14 protein-coding genes are annotated in these 16,785 nt (G+C 60.1%); 5 read left to right on the forward strand and 9 right to left on the reverse strand.

Going from position 1 to position 16,785, the window contains the following annotated elements; all coding sequences use genetic code 11:
• Positions 1 to 178: 178 nt before the first annotated feature.
• From PG899_RS17725 to mioC, 5 genes are all read right to left on the reverse strand, one after another.
• Positions 179 to 1,087 (reverse strand): ParB/RepB/Spo0J family partition protein, encoded by a 909-nt coding sequence (locus tag PG899_RS17725; RefSeq protein ID WP_011707915.1) that lies wholly within the window; start codon positions 1,085 to 1,087, stop codon positions 179 to 181.
• Positions 1,084 to 1,887 (reverse strand): ParA family protein, encoded by an 804-nt coding sequence (locus tag PG899_RS17730; RefSeq protein WP_011707916.1) that lies wholly within the window; start codon positions 1,885 to 1,887, stop codon positions 1,084 to 1,086. The genes PG899_RS17725 and PG899_RS17730 overlap by 4 nt, the downstream gene beginning before the upstream one ends.
• A 26-nt stretch (positions 1,888 to 1,913) precedes the next feature.
• Entirely contained in the window at positions 1,914 to 2,540 is a 627-nt protein-coding gene (gene rsmG / locus PG899_RS17735) for a 16S rRNA (guanine(527)-N(7))-methyltransferase RsmG (protein ID WP_024946269.1), read from the reverse strand.
• Positions 2,541 to 2,560: 20 nt separating this feature from the next.
• On the reverse strand, positions 2,561 to 4,450 hold the full coding sequence (mnmG, locus tag PG899_RS17740; RefSeq protein ID WP_016352399.1) for a tRNA uridine-5-carboxymethylaminomethyl(34) synthesis enzyme MnmG: 1,890 nt from the start codon (positions 4,448 to 4,450) through the stop codon (positions 2,561 to 2,563).
• A gap of 509 nt (positions 4,451 to 4,959) precedes the next feature.
• Positions 4,960 to 5,409, reverse strand: coding sequence for an FMN-binding protein MioC (mioC, locus tag PG899_RS17745; RefSeq protein ID WP_029302499.1), 450 nt, complete (start codon positions 5,407 to 5,409; stop codon positions 4,960 to 4,962).
• A 383-nt stretch (positions 5,410 to 5,792) separates the two neighbouring features.
• On the opposite strand from mioC, the gene PG899_RS17750 reads away from it, so the two are divergent.
• The 5 genes from PG899_RS17750 to fhuB all read left to right on the forward strand — a co-directional run bounded on the left by PG899_RS17750 (position 5,793) and on the right by fhuB (position 13,350).
• Positions 5,793 to 7,901 (forward strand): TonB-dependent siderophore receptor, encoded by a 2,109-nt coding sequence (locus tag PG899_RS17750; RefSeq protein ID WP_179101426.1) that lies wholly within the window; start codon positions 5,793 to 5,795, stop codon positions 7,899 to 7,901.
• A 79-nt stretch (positions 7,902 to 7,980) separates the two neighbouring features.
• A complete protein-coding gene (locus PG899_RS17755; protein ID WP_077096333.1) occupies positions 7,981 to 9,639 on the forward strand; it encodes a multidrug ABC transporter permease/ATP-binding protein in 1,659 nt (552 codons plus the stop codon).
• A gap of 22 nt (positions 9,640 to 9,661) precedes the next feature.
• Positions 9,662 to 10,426, forward strand: coding sequence for an ATP-binding cassette domain-containing protein (locus PG899_RS17760; RefSeq protein WP_039214120.1), 765 nt, complete (start codon positions 9,662 to 9,664; stop codon positions 10,424 to 10,426).
• An 18-nt stretch (positions 10,427 to 10,444) separates the two neighbouring features.
• Positions 10,445 to 11,368 (forward strand): ABC transporter substrate-binding protein, encoded by a 924-nt coding sequence (locus PG899_RS17765; protein WP_077096334.1) that lies wholly within the window; start codon positions 10,445 to 10,447, stop codon positions 11,366 to 11,368.
• On the forward strand, positions 11,368 to 13,350 hold the full coding sequence (gene fhuB, locus PG899_RS17770) for a Fe(3+)-hydroxamate ABC transporter permease FhuB (RefSeq protein WP_077096335.1): 1,983 nt from the start codon (positions 11,368 to 11,370) through the stop codon (positions 13,348 to 13,350). Before PG899_RS17765 ends, fhuB begins: the two co-directional genes overlap by 1 nt.
• 419 nt (positions 13,351 to 13,769) lie before the next feature.
• On the opposite strand, the gene PG899_RS17775 is transcribed toward fhuB, so the two are convergent.
• From PG899_RS17775 to mntA, 4 genes are all read right to left on the reverse strand, one after another.
• Positions 13,770 to 15,089 (reverse strand): type II toxin-antitoxin system HipA family toxin, encoded by a 1,320-nt coding sequence (locus tag PG899_RS17775; RefSeq protein WP_270693935.1) that lies wholly within the window; start codon positions 15,087 to 15,089, stop codon positions 13,770 to 13,772.
• Complete coding sequence (locus PG899_RS17780) at positions 15,089 to 15,343, reverse strand: helix-turn-helix domain-containing protein (RefSeq protein WP_042047685.1); 255 nt, start codon at positions 15,341 to 15,343, stop codon at positions 15,089 to 15,091. Before PG899_RS17780 ends, PG899_RS17775 begins: the two co-directional genes overlap by 1 nt.
• Positions 15,344 to 15,512: 169 nt before the next feature.
• Complete coding sequence (gene hepT / locus PG899_RS17785) at positions 15,513 to 15,941, reverse strand: type VII toxin-antitoxin system HepT family RNase toxin (protein WP_270693933.1); 429 nt, start codon at positions 15,939 to 15,941, stop codon at positions 15,513 to 15,515.
• Between the two features lie 2 nt (positions 15,942 to 15,943).
• The gene (gene mntA / locus PG899_RS17790) at positions 15,944 to 16,378 is read right to left on the reverse strand and encodes a type VII toxin-antitoxin system MntA family adenylyltransferase antitoxin (protein WP_270693932.1); all 435 of its coding nucleotides are present in this window, start codon (positions 16,376 to 16,378) and stop codon (positions 15,944 to 15,946) included.
• Between the last annotated feature and the right edge of the window lie 407 nt (positions 16,379 to 16,785).

Here is a 16,785-nt window from a genome sequence, read left to right on the forward strand (position 1 = left end):
AAAAATCGGGATCCGAAGACCCCGCGTTTACAGCCCAAAAAGCCGGTCAAATTATACCCTTGAAGACAGCTATTGCAACATGGCAAAAATCCTTAATTTTTGCGGCTTTCCGCACAGAATTAAGGTTATGTTCATATCAAAAGGAATGGATGTTTTATTACTACAAAAAGCGTAAAAATCACGTTTCTGACAGGCCAAAATAGCCCAATACCCGGTCCAAATCCGCCAAGTTCTCGTAACTTATTACTAACTTACCGCTATCCTGTTTTCCCGGCTGAAGTTGTACCTGATTGCCAATTTTTTCTGAAATCTGGCGCTCGAGATAACCAAACTGGGGATCACGGACGGGCTCGACCTTGGCTTTTGCCGGTTCCAGCGCTTTTTGCACCAGCTTCTCGGTATCTCGCACTGTCAGCCCCTTCTGGGCCACCAGTTTCGCCAGTTCGGACTGTGCCTGGCCGCTCAGGGCCAGCAGGGCACGGGCATGACCCATGTCGAGGTCGCCGTGCTCGACGAAGCGCTTCACGTCGTCGTTGAGCTGATTGAGGCGCAGCAGATTGGTGACCGTGGTGCGGGACTTGCCCACCGCCTCGGCCACCTGCTGGTGGGTCAGTTCGAATTCGGTCAGCAGCCGCTGCAGGGCGACCGCCTCTTCGATGGCATTGAGATCCTCGCGCTGGATATTCTCAATCAGCGCGATGGCGACGGCCGCCTCGTCGGGCACGTCCTTGACCAGGCAGGGCACCACCTCGAGGCGGGCCAGCTGGGAGGCGCGCCAGCGCCGCTCACCGGCGATGATTTCGAAGGAGTGCTCGCCGAGCGGACGCACCACGATGGGCTGGATCACCCCCTGGGCACGGATGGAGTTGGCCAGATCTTCCAGCGCATCCTGCGACATATCCTTGCGCGGCTGGTACTTGCCGGATTGCAGCCACTCCACCGGCAGCTTGCGCAGCTCGCCCTGGTTGGTCGGGGCCATGGCCTGCTCAGTGCGCTGGTCGCTCATCACCTGTTTCTGGCGCGCGGCCGTGCTGGTGCTGAGCAGAGCGTCCAGCCCCTTGCCCAGCCCACGTTTTTTCGGCGTCATATGCTCTCTCGGTCTGCGATGGTCACCTGACGTTCCTGCTCCTGACGGCGCAGGATCTCGCCAGCCAGAGCCAGATAGGCCTTGGCGCCCACCGATGATTTGTCATAGTGCATGGCCGGCGCACCGAAGCTCGGCGCCTCAGCCAGTCTTACGTTGCGGGGAATGATGGTGCGATAGACCTTGTCCCCGAAGTGCTGTTTAAGCTGATCGGACACATCATTGGCCAACCGGTTGCGGTGATCGAACATGGTGCGCAGCACCCCCTCGATCTTCAGCTCCGGGTTGACCACTGCTGCCAGCTTGCTGATGGTGTCGACCAGGGCGGTAAGCCCTTCCAGCGCATAGTATTCGCACTGCATGGGCACCAGCACGGAGTCGGCGGCAGCCATGGCGTTGACGGTCAGCATGTTGAGAGAAGGCGGGCAGTCGATGAAGACGTAGTCGTATTTGTCTCGTACCGAGGCCAGCGCATTGCGCAGGCGGATCTCGCGGGCGAAGAATTCCATCAGCCGGATTTCGGCTGCGGTCACGTCGGCGTTGGCGGCGATCAGGTGATAGCCCCCGGAGGTTTCGGGGATGATCACCTCGCCGATGGGGGCATCCTCGATCAGCAGCTCATAGGCGGTGCGCTCGACGTCGTACTTGTCGACACCGCTGCCCATGGTGGCATTGCCCTGCGGATCCAGATCGATCACCAGCACCTTGCGGCGGGTAGCGGCCATGGAGGCGGCCAAGTTCACACAGGTGGTGGTTTTACCCACTCCACCCTTCTGGTTGGCTATGGCGATGACTTTTCCCACACTGTCCCCTAAATGAAACTGCGACCCTATTCGGGCTGGATATGTTTGAATTCCAGCAGATGACGTTCGCCTTCCAGCTCCGGCACCACCAGTTGATGGGAGGCGACCAGATGGATGTTGGCGGGCAACTGGGCCAGCTCCTGCTCGGGGAATTGTCCCTTGAGCGCCAGGAAGCTGCCCTGGGCCGACGGCAGATGGTGACACCAGTTCAGCATGTCTTCCAGCGAGGCGAATGCCCGGCTCAGCACACCGTCAAATCCGACCTCGGGCTGATACTCCTCGACCCTGGATTTGACCGGCGTCACGTTGGTCAAGCCCAGCTCCAGGATCACCTGGCGGATGAAGTTGATCCGCTTGCCCAAGCTGTCCAGCAGCACGAATTGCTTGTCCGGGTTGATGATCGCCAACGGCAGGCCGGGCAGGCCCGGGCCGGTGCCCACATCGATGAAGCGCTCACCGTGCAGGTGCTGGCTCACCACCAGGCTGTCGAGGATATGCTTGACCAGCATGGCGTCCGGATCTCGTACCGAGGTGAGATTGTAAGCCTTGTTCCACTTGTGCAGCAACTCGACAAGCTGAACCAACTGGGTCTTTTGGGTATCGGTGATAACAATTCCGGCCTGCATGAGCAGGCCGTTCAATCTTTCCAGCATGTTTTGCAACGGTAGGATCCTCAGGCGGTTTTACGCAGCAGGCCGTGTTTTTTCAGATGAACCAGCAGGATGGAGATGGCCGCCGGGGTGATGCCTGAGATGCGGGACGCCTGACCTATGGTCTGCGGCTTGGCATCGTTGAGCTTGGCGATCACCTCGTTGGAGAGGCCGTTGACGTCGCGGTAGTTCATGTCCAGCGGCAACAAGGTGTTCTCGTTGCGCAGTTGCTTCTCCACTTCGTCGTGCTGGCGTTCGATGTAGCCGGCGTACTTGATCTGGATCTCCACCTGATCGGCGGCTGCCGTATCGGGCAGGGCCGGACCGACCCCCTCGATAGCCATCAGGGCCTCATAGGTCACCTCGGGGCGACGCAGCAGCTCTTCCAGGCTCTGCTCGCGGGTCAACGGGGTGTTGACCAGAGCATTGACCGCCTCCAGCGACGGATGCTGCGGGTGGATCCAGGTCGAGCGCATGCGCTGACGCTCCTGCTCCACCTGCTCCATCTTGGCGTTGAACTTGCCCCAGCGCTCGTCGTCCACCAGACCCAGTTCACGGCCGATGCCGGTCAGACGCAGATCGGCGTTGTCTTCGCGCAGCAGCAGGCGATATTCGGCGCGACTGGTGAACATGCGGTAGGGCTCGCGAGTCCCCAGGGTGGAGAGATCGTCCATCATCACGCCGATGTAGGCCTGATCCCGGCGCGGATGCCAGGCATCTTTCTCCTGCGCCCGCAGACCGGCGTTCAGACCGGCCAGCAGACCCTGGGCGGCCGCCTCTTCATAGCCGGTGGTGCCGTTGATCTGGCCGGCGAAGAACAGGTTTGGAATGCACTTGCTCTCCATGTTGGCCTTGAGATCCCGCGGATCGAAGAAGTCATACTCGATGGCGTAGCCGGGACGGGTGATGTGGGCATTCTCGAAGCCGCGCACGGAACGGACGATCTGCACCTGCACGTCGAACGGCAGGCTGGTGGAGATCCCGTTCGGGTAGAGTTCGTGGGTGGTCAGGCCTTCCGGCTCGACGAAGATCTGGTGCGCCGTCTTGTCGGCAAAACGGGTGATCTTGTCCTCGATCGACGGGCAGTAACGCGGCCCAATCCCCTCGATCACCCCGGCGTACATGGGGCTGCGATCCAGGTTGTTGCGGATCACCTCGTGGGTGCGCTCGTTGGTATGGGTAACGTAGCAGGGCACCTGACGCGGGTGCTGGCTGGCGTCGCCGATGAAGGAGAAGACCGGGCGCGGATCGTCGCCGTACTGGGCCTGCATCACCGATAAATCGACGCTGCGGGCATCGATGCGCGGCGGAGTGCCGGTCTTGAGGCGATCGATGCGCAGCGGCAGTTCCCGCAGGCGCTGGGCGAGAGCGATCGAGGGAGGATCCCCGGCGCGGCCGCCCTTGTAGTTCTCCATCCCGATGTGGATCAGGCCGTTCAGGAAGGTGCCGACGGTCAGTACTACCGTCTTGCCACTGATGCGGATCCCGCTCTGGGTCACCACGCCGGCAACCCGATCCCCGTCCATGATCAGATCGTCACAGGCCTGTTGGAAGATCTTCAGGTTGGGGTAGTTCTCCAGCATCTGGCGTACGACGGCCTTGTACAGCAGGCGATCCGCCTGGGCACGAGTGGCGCGCACTGCCGGTCCTTTGGAGGAGTTGAGGGTGCGGAACTGGATCCCGCCAAGATCGATGGCGCGCGCCATGATCCCGCCGAGGGCATCTACTTCCTTGACCAGGTGTCCCTTGCCGATCCCGCCGATCGCCGGATTACAGGACATGTGTCCCAGCGTATCGATATTGTGGGTCAGCAACAGGGTATTCAGCCCCATCCGGGCTGCCGCTGTTGCTGCTTCGGTTCCTGCATGACCGCCGCCAACGACGATCACATCAAATTGTTCATGGTATTGCATTGGGGATCACCTTGATCTGCACGCCTGAAGATCTTTATTTGCCTGGGCTGAAGGGCGGAACATTCTATCTGTTTCACGCCCTGAGGGGAACGTCTACTTAGCGTTCAGTATGGAGGGAGGATCCACTAAATAGATCTTAAGGATCTTTAGATCGATCTTTTATTGGATCTTTTATTAGGATCCGCCACTTCTGTTGATAAGCACTTTTTGATCATAAAGATCATCGTGTTAAAGACGATCCCAGGTTGTGGAAAAGCTTGGATCCTGGCCCCGTGAACTGGGGGATAACAAGGGTTTTTATGCACAGAGGCTTGCCGCTCTGGATCTCATACATGGATAACTATAGGTTTTACAGAGTTTTACACCATAGTTATACACATTTCTCGGCGTCGTTGTGGGTAACGGCGTAGAACAACTTATCCGGATCCATCTGTTAATAACCTGGTGGATAGCGATCTGGGGATAAGCGGGGAGATCAAGGCCTTTTTTACCGGATCTCCCGCTCCCGTTCAGGCGATCAATGCCAGCCAGTCCCGGATCCAGCCTTCAGCGGCATCTTCCGGGATCTCGTGCTGGGTCACGTCGATGTCGAGACGATCTCCAATCCGGCTGGCGCCGCACTCGGCCAGCAGTCGATCCAGCGTCTTGCCGCCCTGGCAAAAGGTGTCATAACTGCTGTCACCCAGCGCGATCACGCCATATTTCAATGTTTTAAGATCCGGATGCTGCTCGGCAAGATCCTTGGCGAAGGGCTGCAGGTTGTCCGGCACATCGCCGGCGCCGTGGGTGGAGGTGACCACCAGCAGTATGGCTTCGGGCTCGGCGAGCACCTCGGCCAGGCTGGCCGGATTGTGGATCTCGGCCTGATGGCCTGCCTGTTCCAGCAAGCTGGCGACGTGATCTGCAACATATTCGGCGGCTCCCAGCATGGAACCGACGACGAGATTGAGTTTGGCCATGTAATGGATCCTGATTTCTGGCAAAGCGAGGAAAAGCCGGATTCTACCGCCAAAGGGTGTGGATAAATATGGATAAAGCTTGGGGATAATGGATCCTCGGTGCTTTTTGCCCATCAATGGGGATCCCCGGCGCTCCGTTGACACCTTCTTGCCGACTGGCAGAAAAAGATCTGCTCCCCCTCTTCATATGCTGCTCAATCGACGCCTTGATACGTTAAGTAACAATGCAGATGCAAATGATTAGCAATTATTGAATCGATTCGATCATGGCTCCTGTAGTAGCATGTCGCTGCTTTATTCGCCTGAGGAACCGGGCTACCGGCATGACCGGGCACCAATAATAAGAAATCAGAAACAACTCATTGATATTTGAGACACTTACTATGATTGCGCAAAAAGACACCCCCATCGCAGCAATGCGAAAGAGAGGCGCACAGCAACTGTTGCCGCTCTCCTGCCTGTTGGCCAGCCTGCCCGTGCTGGCGGCCGAACCACCGAAAGAACTGCTCAAGGCCAGCGAGACCATGCTGGTCACCGGCACCGCCATGAAGGTGGAAGTGCCGATGGCCGAGACGCCTCGCGCCGTCTCCGTGGTCAACCGCGAGGACCTGGATCAGCACGCCGTGCAGCAGCTTGACGAGTCCCTGCGCTACCGCTCCGGCGTGCTCAGCGGCCTCTATGGCTCCGACAACAATACCGACTGGTTCAAGGTGCGTGGCTTCGATGCCGCCTCCTATCTGGACGGCAACCGCCTGTTCGGCACCGGTTACTATGTCTGGACGCCGGAGCCGTTCGGCCTGGAGAGCGTGGAAGTGCTGAAAGGACCAGCCTCGATCCTCTACGGCGAGGCGCCTCCCGGAGGCGTGATCAATGCCATCAGCAAGCGGCCTACCGCCGCCCCGCAGGGGCTGCTGGATCTGCAGCTCGGCAGCCGGGATCACCGCCAGATCGGGGTGGATGTCTCCGATGCGCTGACCGACAACAGCCGCTACCGCATGGTTGCTCTCTATAAAGAGCGTGACGGCGTGCTGGATGGCACTTACAACGATCGCGTCTATCTGGCGCCGAGCGTGACCTTCGATCTCTCGGATCGCACCAGCCTGACCCTGCTGGCCAGCTTCCTGCACGACGAAGGGGTGCCGACCAACGGCTTCTTCCCGGTTTACGGCACCCTCAATACCAGCGGTGGCCAGATCGATCCCAGCACCAACCTGAGCCAGCCGGATTACGATCGCAACCGTAACACCCAGATCTCCACCGGTTACGAGCTGGCCCACCAGCTCAACCAGACCTGGGAGTTCAAGCAGAACGTCCGCTTCAACTACAACGATCTGCTGCTGCGCCAGACCTATATATTCCCGACCTATGAAGGCACTACCGCCTTCCGCGGCCTGGTCTATCGCGATGGCACCACCAAGAGCGCCACCATGGACAACCAGATGGTGGGTTACTGGAACACCGACAGTACGGAACAGACCTTGCTGCTGGGGGTGGATCTGCAGCGCCATGTCAATGAAGGCCAGGAAGCCGACAACTACGGCATGGGCTCCATCAATACCATGAACCCGGATTACAGCGGCTTCCCCGGTTTTGATGAATCCACCGCCACCCACCAGAAGAGCACCAAGGGCCAGAGCGGTCTCTACGCCCAGCACCAGATCCGCTGGGACGATCGCTGGTTGCTGACCGGCGGTGGTCGCTTCGACTACGTGGAGACCCACAACATCAGCGAAGCCAAGGGCAAGAACGAGAAGCAGTATGATCACGAGCTCTCCCTCTCCGGCAGCCTGATGTACCTGGCCGACAACGGTCTCTCTCCTTATATTGCCTATGCCGAGTCGTTCGAGGTGCTGCCGGGGATCGACCCCAACACCAGCCAATCCTACAAGCCGCTCAAGGGCACCCTGTACGAGACCGGCGTCAAGTACGCGCCGAGTTTCCTCGATGGCTACATCAACCTGGCCCTGTTCGATCTGGAGCAGACCAACTCGCTGGTCTCCACCGGTTCCGGCCAGCAGACCCAGGCCGGTGAAGTGACCTCCCAGGGCGTCGAGCTGGAAGGGAGCGTGCAGGCCACCGAGGCGCTGCGCCTGACTGCCGCCTACACCTATACCGATGCCAAGACCAACGACACCGGCAAGGGCGATCGCCGTGCCAGTCTGATCCCGCGCCACCAGGCCTCCTTCTGGGGCAACTACAAGGTGCAGCAGGGTCCGGTCTCCGGTCTGGAACTGGGTAGCGGCGTGCGCTACGTCGGCTCCAGCGTCGGCATCGGTGCCGTGAATGCGGATTACACCCCCATCTATGGCTCGGCCGAGGTGCCGGCCCATACCGTATGGGATGCGATGATCGGGTATGACTTTGCCAAGAACTGGCGGGCTCAGCTCAATGTCAACAACCTGCTGGGTGATACCTACGTGGCCAGCTGCGACTACTACTGCTACTACGGCGAGCCGCGCAGCGTAGTGGGCAGCATCAACTACCGCTGGTAATCGAAGTGGGGCGGGAACCGGGTTCCCGCCCTTCTTTTCACCTGCAGTTGCTCTGATCTCTCTGGAATACCGGTCCGTTATGGAACTCTTGTCTCTGGTTTATCGCCAATATCGTTGGCCCTTCATCGCCATTACCCTGCTCAGCCTGCTCAGTGCCGTCAGCGGGATTGGTGTCATTGCCTTTATCAATCAGCCTCTCGTTGAATCCGTCGGCGATCCGCTGCCGGTGCTCGGTCAGCTGATCGGCCTCATTTTATTGCTGCTGGTGATCACGCTCGGCTCTCAGCTGGCGCTGACCACCCTCGGCCATCATTTCGTCTACCGGCTGCGCGGCCGCCTGCTCAAGCAGTTGCTGGATACCGATGTCGCCCGTCTGCGCCAGATTGGCCAGGGGCCGCTGCTGGCCTCCCTCTCCAGCGACATCGGCCAGATCACCATCGCCTTCGTGCGCCTGCCGGAGCTGGTGCAGGGGCTGGTGCTCACCTTGGGGTCGGCCCTCTACCTCGGCTGGCTGTCGCCGGCCCTGCTTGGCGTCACCACGCTCTGGGTCACCTTCACCATGGTGGTGGGCTGGCTGCTGGTGAACCGGGTCTATCGTCATCTCTCCCACATGCGTCAGGCCGAGGATCGGCTCTATCAGAACTATCAGGCCATCATCGCCGGCAGCAAGGAGCTGGCGCTCAACCGCGAGCGTGCCCACTTCGTCTACCACCAGCTTTATCAGCAGAATGCGCAGGAGTACCGCCAGCAGATCATCCGTGCCGACACCTATCACCTGAGCGCGGTGAACTGGTCGAATATCATGATGCTGGGGGCCATCGGCCTGGTCTTCTTCCTGGCCAACGGACTGGGCTGGGCCGACACCCGGGTGGCCGCCACCTTCGCGCTGACCCTGCTGTTCTTGCGTACCCCCTTGCTGCAGGGCATTGGCGCCCTGCCGACCCTGCTCTCTGCCCAGGTGGCGTTCGACAAGATTGCGGCCCTCAATCTGGCCGCGCCGGACGCCGACTTCCCGCTGCCGTCCGCGCCCCGCGCCTGGCAGCGCATCGAGTTGGAGCAGGTGATCTTTCACTATCAGGGGGAGGGCGGCTTTGCCGTCGGCCCTATCGATCTGGTCATCGAAAAGGGGGAGCAGATCTTCATCATCGGTGGCAACGGCTCCGGCAAGTCGACCCTGGCCATGCTGCTGACCGGCCTCTATCAACCGGTATCGGGCCGGATCCTGCTGGATGGGGAGCCGGTCACCGATCGCAACGCCTATCTGGCGCTCTTCTCCGCCATTTTCACCGACTATCACCTGTTCCAGCACCTGCTGGGGCCGGAACCCAAGGATGAGCTGGTGGCCGAGTGGCTGGAGCGGCTGCAGATGGGCAGCAAGCTCACCATCGAAGATGGCTTCATCGCCGATATCGACCTCTCCCAGGGGCAGCGCAAGCGAGTCGCCCTGCTGCTGGCGCTGGCCGAGCAGCGCGAGGTGATGCTGTTTGACGAGTGGGCCGCGGATCAGGATCCCCAGTTCCGCCGCATCTTCTATCAGCTGCTGCTGCCGCGCCTGAAGGAGATGGGCAAGACCGTGATCGCCATCAGCCACGACGATCTCTACTTCTCCCAGGCCGACCGGCTGCTGGAGATGCGCCAGGGCCGGCTCAGCGAGCTGACCGGCGAGCGGCGCGAGCAGGTGAGCCGCGATGCGGTCGCCCATCTGGATTGTGACTTGAATGCAGAGGTGCCGGTTTGAACCCGGCCAACAGGAACCGCTTATGTTTGAGATGAAATCAGCCAGCTTCGCGGTCAATGACCGCACGCTGCTGCACCCCACCGATCTCTGTTTTGAGCAGGGCAAGGTCTATGGCCTCATCGGCCACAACGGTTCGGGCAAATCCACCCTGCTCAAGCTGCTGGCACGTCAGCAGCCGCTCAGTGACGGCGAGATCCGGTTCGATGACAAGCCGCTGCCGGCGTGGGGGGCGCGCGACTTCGCCCGTCAGGTGGCCTATCTGCCCCAGCATCTGCCGAGCGCCGAAAACCTGCTCGGGCGGGAGCTGGTGGAGATGGGTCGCTACCCCTGGCGCGGCCTGCTGGGCCGGATGGGGGTGGAGGATCACCGCCAGGTCGAACGGGCCATCGCGCTGACCCATACCGAACGCTTTGCCGACCGGCTGGTGGATACGCTCTCCGGCGGCGAGCGGGGGCGGGTGTGGCTGGCCATGCTGCTGGCCCAGGAGAGCCGTTTCATCCTGCTGGACGAGCCGCTGGCCGCGTTGGACGTAGCCCATCAGGTGGAGGTGCTCACGCTGGTCAAGCAGTTGAGCCGTCAGCTCAAGCTCGGGGTCATCATCGTCATTCACGACATCAACATGGCCTCCCGTTTCTGCGATCGGCTGGTGGCGCTGCACTCCGGCCGCCTGCTCACCCACGGCGAACCCGAGCAGATCATGACCGGCGAGACCCTGCACGCCATTTATGGCATACCGATGGAGGTCATTCGCCACCCGGCCCATGACCACGCCATCGCCATCGTTTAGATAAGGCTTGTTATCTCGATGCTCTTATTCAAGAAAGTTGGCTGGTTCTGCTGCCTCTTGGCTCCGCTCATGTTGCAGGCCGAGCCAGTGATGCTTGCCGCAGCAGACCACCCTCAAGCCGATGCTGTGAAGTCGGTACCCCTCATTGCCACCGTCGACTGGACCATAGCCGAAACCCTGCTGGCACTCGGGGTGACGCCGCTGGCGGTGGGGGATGTCGGCTCCTACCGCGCCTGGGTCGGCGAACCGCTGCTGCCGGCCGCCGTGGTGGATATCGGCCAGCGCGCCCAGCCCAACCGCGAGCTGCTGGCCGAGCTGAAACCCGATCGCATCCTCATCTCGCCGCTGGCGGCCCCGCTGGCGCCGACCCTCTCCCGCATCGCGCCGGTGCAATCCATCGCGCTCTACGAACCGGATGTCGATCTGTGGCAGCGGCTGCACGAGGCGACCCTGACCATCGCCGCACTGGTGAACAAGACCGCCGAGGCCGAGCAACTGCTGGCCAGGCTGGACCAGGATCTGGCTCAGATGCGGGCCACATTACCCGAAGATCTGCCGCCCCTGCTGGTTGTGCAGTTCATCGATGAGCGCCATGTGCGGGTATTTGGCCGCCACAGCCTGTTCGCGGCGGTGATGCAGCGGCTCGGCCTGCGCAATGGCTGGCAGGGGGAAACCAATGCCTGGGGCTTTGCCGTGGCCAGCCTGGAGCAGTTGATGGCGCTGCCGCAAGCGCGGCTGGTGGTGGTCGATCCGATCCCGGTCGGGGTGAGCGAGCGGCTGCAGGAGCCCGGTCTGTGGCAGCAGCTGCCACAGGTGAGGGCGGCGGCCGTGCTGCATCTGCCCGCGGTGTGGAGTTTTGGTGGCGTGCTGGCGGCGCGTCGCTTCGCCGTGCAGCTCAGTACTGCGCTGCAGCAGGATGGGCAAAGCGGGGAGGGGTTGTGATGAACCGGATTTTTCCGTCGCCGCTGCGGCTTCCCGTCAGCCTGCTGCTGGGGCTGACGCTGGCGCTAGCCGGTTGGGAGCTGGCCGGTCAGTTGCCGGTGGCGCGTTGGCTGGCGGCCCTGCTGTCGCCAGATCTGACCGATGCCAGTCAGGCGGTGGTCCACTTCAGCTGGCTGCCTCGTCTTGCCATCTGCTTGCTGGCCGGCGCCGCCTTCGGGCTGGCCGGTACCCTGATGCAGCAGGTGCTGCGCAACCCGCTGGCCTCGCCCACCACCCTGGGGGTGGCCTCCGGCGCCCAGCTGGCGCTGATGATGGTGACCCTGTTTGCTCCCTCCTGGCTGCTGCTGGGGCGGGAGTGGATCGCCATGGCCGGCGGCAGCCTCGCCATGGGGCTAGTGTTTGCCCTGGCCTGGCGTCGCCAGCTCAATCCAGTGGTCATCGTTTTTGCCGGGCTGGTGATCAACCTCTATCTGGCGGCCATCAGCATGGGGCTTCTGCTGTTCTTCCAGGAGGAGCTGAAAGGCTTGCTGGTGTGGGGCAGTGGCTCGCTGGTGCAGAACAGCTGGAGCGGGGTGAGCTACCTGCTGCCCCGTCTGCTGCTGGCCGGCGTGCTGGCCGCGGTGCTGGTGCGCCCGCTGGCGGTGCTGGAGCTGGATGATGCCAGCGCCCGCAGCCTGGGGGTCTCCCTTCAACACCTGCGTTTCGCCGGGCTGGGGCTGGCGGTGTTCGTCACCGCCTGCGTGGTGAGCGTGGTGGGGCTGATCGGCTTCATCGGGTTGGCCGCGCCCGCCCTGGTGCGCTTGCTGGGGGTGAGAAAACTGGCCCTGCGGCTGCTGTGGGCCTCGGTACTGGGTTCTCTGCTGCTGGCGGCTACCGATCTGCTGCTGCAATCCCTGAGCCGCAGCGGCTCTGTGCTCATCCCGACCGGTGCCATGACGGCCCTGCTGGGGGCGCCACTGCTGCTGTGGCTGATCCCGCGCCTGGGTATCAAATCGGGCACGCCGAAGGCGAATGCTGCCCTGCTGGTGGCCCGCCACCCGGCACCGGCCCGCCTTGTCGGCCTGATGTTGATGGGGCTGGTATTGGCGGTGATCGCCTCCCTGCTGTTTGGACAGGGGATGGACGGCTGGCACTGGCCGAGCTGGCTGCGCTGGCAGGCCCAGCTGGAGTGGCGGCTGCCGCGCACCCTGGCGGCCGGTGCGGCGGGCATGCTGCTGGCGCTGGCGGGCACCCTGCTGCAACGGGTCAGCAGCAACCCCATGGCGAGCCCCGAGCTGCTGGGGGTGAGTGGTGGCACCTTCATGGGGGTGATTGCCACGGCGCTGCTGCTGCCCGCACTGCCGCTGCCCATGATGCTGGCCGGCGGCCTGCTCGGTGCCTTCGGTTGTCTGCTGCTGTTGCTGCTGGTCAATCGCAGCCACGGCTTCCAGCCGGAGCGGCTGCTGCTCTCCGGCATCGCCATCACGGCGCTGTTCGAGCCGCTGCAGGCCATCGCGCTGGCCAACGGTGACCTGCGGGTGCAGCAACTGCTCTCCTGGATGTCCGGCTCCACCTATTACGTCACCCTGCCGATTGCCGGCGGGTTGGTCGTGCTGGCGCTGACGCTGCTGGCAGCCTGCCTGCTGCTCAGTCGCTGGCTCGATCTGCTGCCGATGGGGCCGGCGGTGGCCGCCGCGCTCGGCATTCGGCTCAACCGGGCTCAGCTCGCCATCCTGCTGCTGGTGGCCGTGCTGACCGCCAGCGCGACCCTGGTGGTGGGACCGCTCTCCTTCGTCGGTCTGCTGGCACCGCACATGGCCAAGCTGATGGGGTTGGTGCGGGCACGCTGGCATCTGCTCGGTGCCGCCGTCTTCGGCGCCCTGCTGATGGTGTCAGCGGACTGGATCGGCCAGCAGATCCTGTTCCCGCAGGAGGTACCGGTAGGGCTGGTCTCCACCTTGTTAGGGGGCGCTTACTTCATGTGGTGCCTACGCCGCCTGTAGGTTGGTGGATGAAAAATGCACAAAAAAAGCCCGGGATGAACCCGGGCTTTTCATTGCCTGCCGTGCAGGCTTACTTGCCGATGCAGAATGTAAATAATCTATTATCTTCAATATGTTAGTGACTTTTCGGGGGCCGCTTGGGGTAAAAGTAACTAAAACAGCATATTGAGAGGCCGCTCACGGGTTTCTGCTATCGTGCAGCGTTCCCACATAGTCCATTCTCGATCGTGCAGCCTTCCCATATGAATCAACGTGATGCCACCACACGCACTTAAAACCGTTTTTTAGGTGAGTTTTGAACATATTTTGAACCGACTGTAGCACCGTCCGGAACCTGGAAAGCCGCTTTACTCTTCGAACCGTGCAAGTTTCCCATAGGTAGTTTGGCTAACCGTGCAGTCATCCCACATACCGCCATTTTAATCCCAGCCCTTTATCAGCCTGGCTGAGCGGGCTTTTAGGCCCTCTAGAATGGTGCTGCTGATGGTATCGGGGAAGCCTGCTGGCAATTGCTGTGTAACGCTCTCAATAACATCATCAACGGAGTTGGCCAGTTCTGTCAGGATCTCTTCCATAGCAGAACGCTCAAATCCCACAGCTTTCGCCGTTTGGAAGAAATGACGCGGGAATATCTGCTCAATGGCGTACTTCTTTCCCTTGCTGCTTGCTAGGCCCATAGCGAGCTTGGCGTCCCTTCGGTTGAGGCCTCGGCCGCCAAATACTGGATAGACAGATAGGATGTCGTAAAAAGGGGTCAGGCGAAAACGCCCTTCCGGCTCAATAAAGACCGAGAAGTTTTTTGCATGGCCATCGGTGGCCGCCAGCAGCCAGAACAGGACCTGAGATTTCATGAATAGGTAGCGATCCTGTTCTGGTGTCGCAGAGCCCAGCAAGGTTTTCATGATGTCAGTGATCCCCGGTCCTCCATGGTTCTCGTATTTCCGTGCTGACGGAACATTCAATACCTGACAGAAATCTTCTTGGGGAAGGCGCATGATCCAACTGCGATCGGCAGCGTAACGTCTGTCGAAGCGTTCCACAGCCAGTGCTTTGACCTGGCCAACCTGCATCATGAAGCAGTGAGGTACGGGTAGACCAAACTCCTTGGTAATCAGAGTGCAGAGATATTCGTTTTCTACGCTCTGGGAGAGGTCTATCGAGTAGGAGTGGCTTTCAATCTTGCCGATAGGGAGTTTGATAATGTGGGTTGTCGGCGTTGCGTTGAGTGGCAAGTACCAACGGTCATCGAGATAGAGCAGCGCAGTCTTTTCTTGCGCCCCGGCGATAGAGATCCGGAACTCCTCTTGTTCTCTGACCATCCCCAAAGGGATTCCTGATTTGTAGCTGGTCAGGATCTGCTCGAGCTCGTCATCGGAAAGTGCTTTGTAGTCGATTCGCCTGACATCTGGAACGTCGTGCCCTTCGGTAACCAGCTGTAATGCCCCTACGCTATCCTGGCCAATGCAACTGAGCAGATCGAAGGGCTGGGTTGATGCCGCTTGATAGCGTGCTACAACCCTGTTTCTCACCTCCGTATTATCTGGCAGCAGGTTGTCGAAGAAGTTATAGGTTTCATCGCCCCGGTAGGCCTGATGGCGCAATGGCATGGAGAGTGAGATCGGACGGCTGCCCGGTTGTGCTAGCCATGACTCATGGTACTGAAACTGATGGGCGCCGCTGGTAGTTTTGGTGAATGTGCCTACCCGATAGCCGTTCATGTAGACAGCCAGATTGGCCATTACCACTCCTCCTTCCAGCCCGATGCCGGACTATCGGATGACTCATTGCGGGGTTTGATGTCCAGTGACAATTCGAGTGCCGCGAGGATCTTGAACAGGGTCTCCAGCTTGGTGGACTCAGGGTTGAGCTCGAAGCTGGAGACTGTGTCTTGCCTAATCCCCACTTTCTCGGCCACTTTGCCTTGAGAGAGCTTTTGAGAAAGCCTGGCATCCTTGATACAGGCGCTCAGCTGCTTGGCGCTGGTTACTTTCATGATTCGACAACCTGGTAGCGTGCCTTCTTCCAATTTACACGCTATGGCAGGTATATCAATATTTACCTGTTGTAGAGGGTAAGTATCATTTACACGCCATAGACGGTATTTAACATTTATCCCTTATAGCGGGTAAGAGAACGGCAAACGGAGAGATGACGTCGAAGTTTCAATCAATATGGGCAGCCAACCAGTCGAGACCTTGCTCTGCAAACGTGAATAGCTGGTCGCTATAGCCTTGAGCAATGACGCTACGGATGATCTCGGGGTCAATATTCAGATAGTCGTGCACCAGCGCATTGCGAAGGCCAATGATCTTGCGCCAGCCGATCAAGGTGTCGGGGGATAGCTCACCACGCTGGGCCAGGATTTCAAATGCCTGATAGGCATCCTGTGGGGTATGACTTGCCAATGCTTTAGCCCAGTGCTTTGCCACGCCAATACACGCTTCGATAGACACTTGCAGGGTTCGCTCGGCGGCGCGGTACTCCAGATTGGAAAGCGCACGCAGCGCCAGAATAGCCCGGATCTCTGACAGCTCGGCCTGATAGCGCGACAGGCTGATGCGCAAAGCGCCGATATAGGCGTTATCGCTCATCTCTACTCCTCTGAATGATGCTTACTGATATCTATCTGGCGACGGGGATAACCAAGTTCCATCTGCGACATTATCCGCGCTTCTTCCTGCAAGCGTCGCCCCTCATCACTGCTATAGAGAGGACGATTGGCATCGACTACCGCAAAGGCCAGCGGGATCGGGGCCTGATTGATATCGACGACCGAAAGTTTCCCCTCTGCCAACCCCAGGGCTCGTTGCCACTCCAGCGCTAGCAATTCGGGCCGCAACCGATTCTCCAGTGCAGTGCCCAAGGGTCCGTTCTGTTTGATCGGATCAAAGGCCACCGCCAGGTCCCAGTCGCTGGCAGGACCAGCAGTCCCCTTGGCACGGGAGCCGTAAAGCCAAAGCACCTGCACCTGGGGGTTGCTGTTGGCGAGGGTAATCAACTGGTGAATAACATCGCTGTCGGGTTTCATATTGGTACGGCCATTTGGTCGTTTGAGACAGAGTTCCGGTTAGTATGGTGCCACATGGTTGGGCTTTTGTACGTAACTTCCAGTAGCCTGCCGCGCTGCGCTTGGCTGCTGGCTTGTTCGGCGAGTCGAAAAGATGACTCACCTCAAAGCCCAGCTTCTGTAGATTCCCTCCTTTGGCATCCCATTCAGCAGATCAGGAATAGTGAGCAACGTCGCTTAAATACTCAAATACAACTCAAAAGCGACTTTGTGATGACGGATCACACTTAAAGTTTGTGCTGTCAGATCAAAAGGCTATCGAAAGGTTGTGTTTCGATCGTCATGTGGTGGTGTCGTTTTCAGAAGACGGCTGCACTGAACGTCAGAAGCCGACTGCACTATAGCAGCGGAGGGGTTGGATCCATCAG

This window comes from Aeromonas sp. QDB39, assembly GCF_027707585.1.
Classification (GTDB): Bacteria; Pseudomonadota; Gammaproteobacteria; order Enterobacterales; family Aeromonadaceae; genus Aeromonas; species Aeromonas hydrophila.

Bases quoted from the DNA above. Each gene is read 5' to 3' on its own strand.
- PG899_RS17725 (WP_011707915.1), bottom strand. From the start codon at position 1,087: ATGACGCCGAAAAAACGTGGGCTGGGCAAGGGGCTGGACGCTCTGCTC.
- rsmG (WP_024946269.1), bottom strand. From the start codon at position 2,540: ATGCTGGAAAGATTGAACGGCCTGCTCATGCAGGCCGGAATTGTTATC.
- mnmG (WP_016352399.1), bottom strand. From the start codon at position 4,450: ATGCAATACCATGAACAATTTGATGTGATCGTCGTTGGCGGCGGTCAT.
- mioC (WP_029302499.1), bottom strand. From the start codon at position 5,409: ATGGCCAAACTCAATCTCGTCGTCGGTTCCATGCTGGGAGCCGCCGAA.
- PG899_RS17750 (WP_179101426.1), top strand. From the start codon at position 5,793: ATGATTGCGCAAAAAGACACCCCCATCGCAGCAATGCGAAAGAGAGGC.
- PG899_RS17755 (WP_077096333.1), top strand. From the start codon at position 7,981: ATGGAACTCTTGTCTCTGGTTTATCGCCAATATCGTTGGCCCTTCATC.
- PG899_RS17760 (WP_039214120.1), top strand. From the start codon at position 9,662: ATGTTTGAGATGAAATCAGCCAGCTTCGCGGTCAATGACCGCACGCTG.
- PG899_RS17765 (WP_077096334.1), top strand. From the start codon at position 10,445: ATGCTCTTATTCAAGAAAGTTGGCTGGTTCTGCTGCCTCTTGGCTCCG.
- fhuB (WP_077096335.1), top strand. From the start codon at position 11,368: ATGAACCGGATTTTTCCGTCGCCGCTGCGGCTTCCCGTCAGCCTGCTG.
- PG899_RS17775 (WP_270693935.1), bottom strand. From the start codon at position 15,089: ATGGCCAATCTGGCTGTCTACATGAACGGCTATCGGGTAGGCACATTC.
- PG899_RS17780 (WP_042047685.1), bottom strand. From the start codon at position 15,343: ATGAAAGTAACCAGCGCCAAGCAGCTGAGCGCCTGTATCAAGGATGCC.
- hepT (WP_270693933.1), bottom strand. From the start codon at position 15,941: ATGAGCGATAACGCCTATATCGGCGCTTTGCGCATCAGCCTGTCGCGC.
- mntA (WP_270693932.1), bottom strand. From the start codon at position 16,378: ATGAAACCCGACAGCGATGTTATTCACCAGTTGATTACCCTCGCCAAC.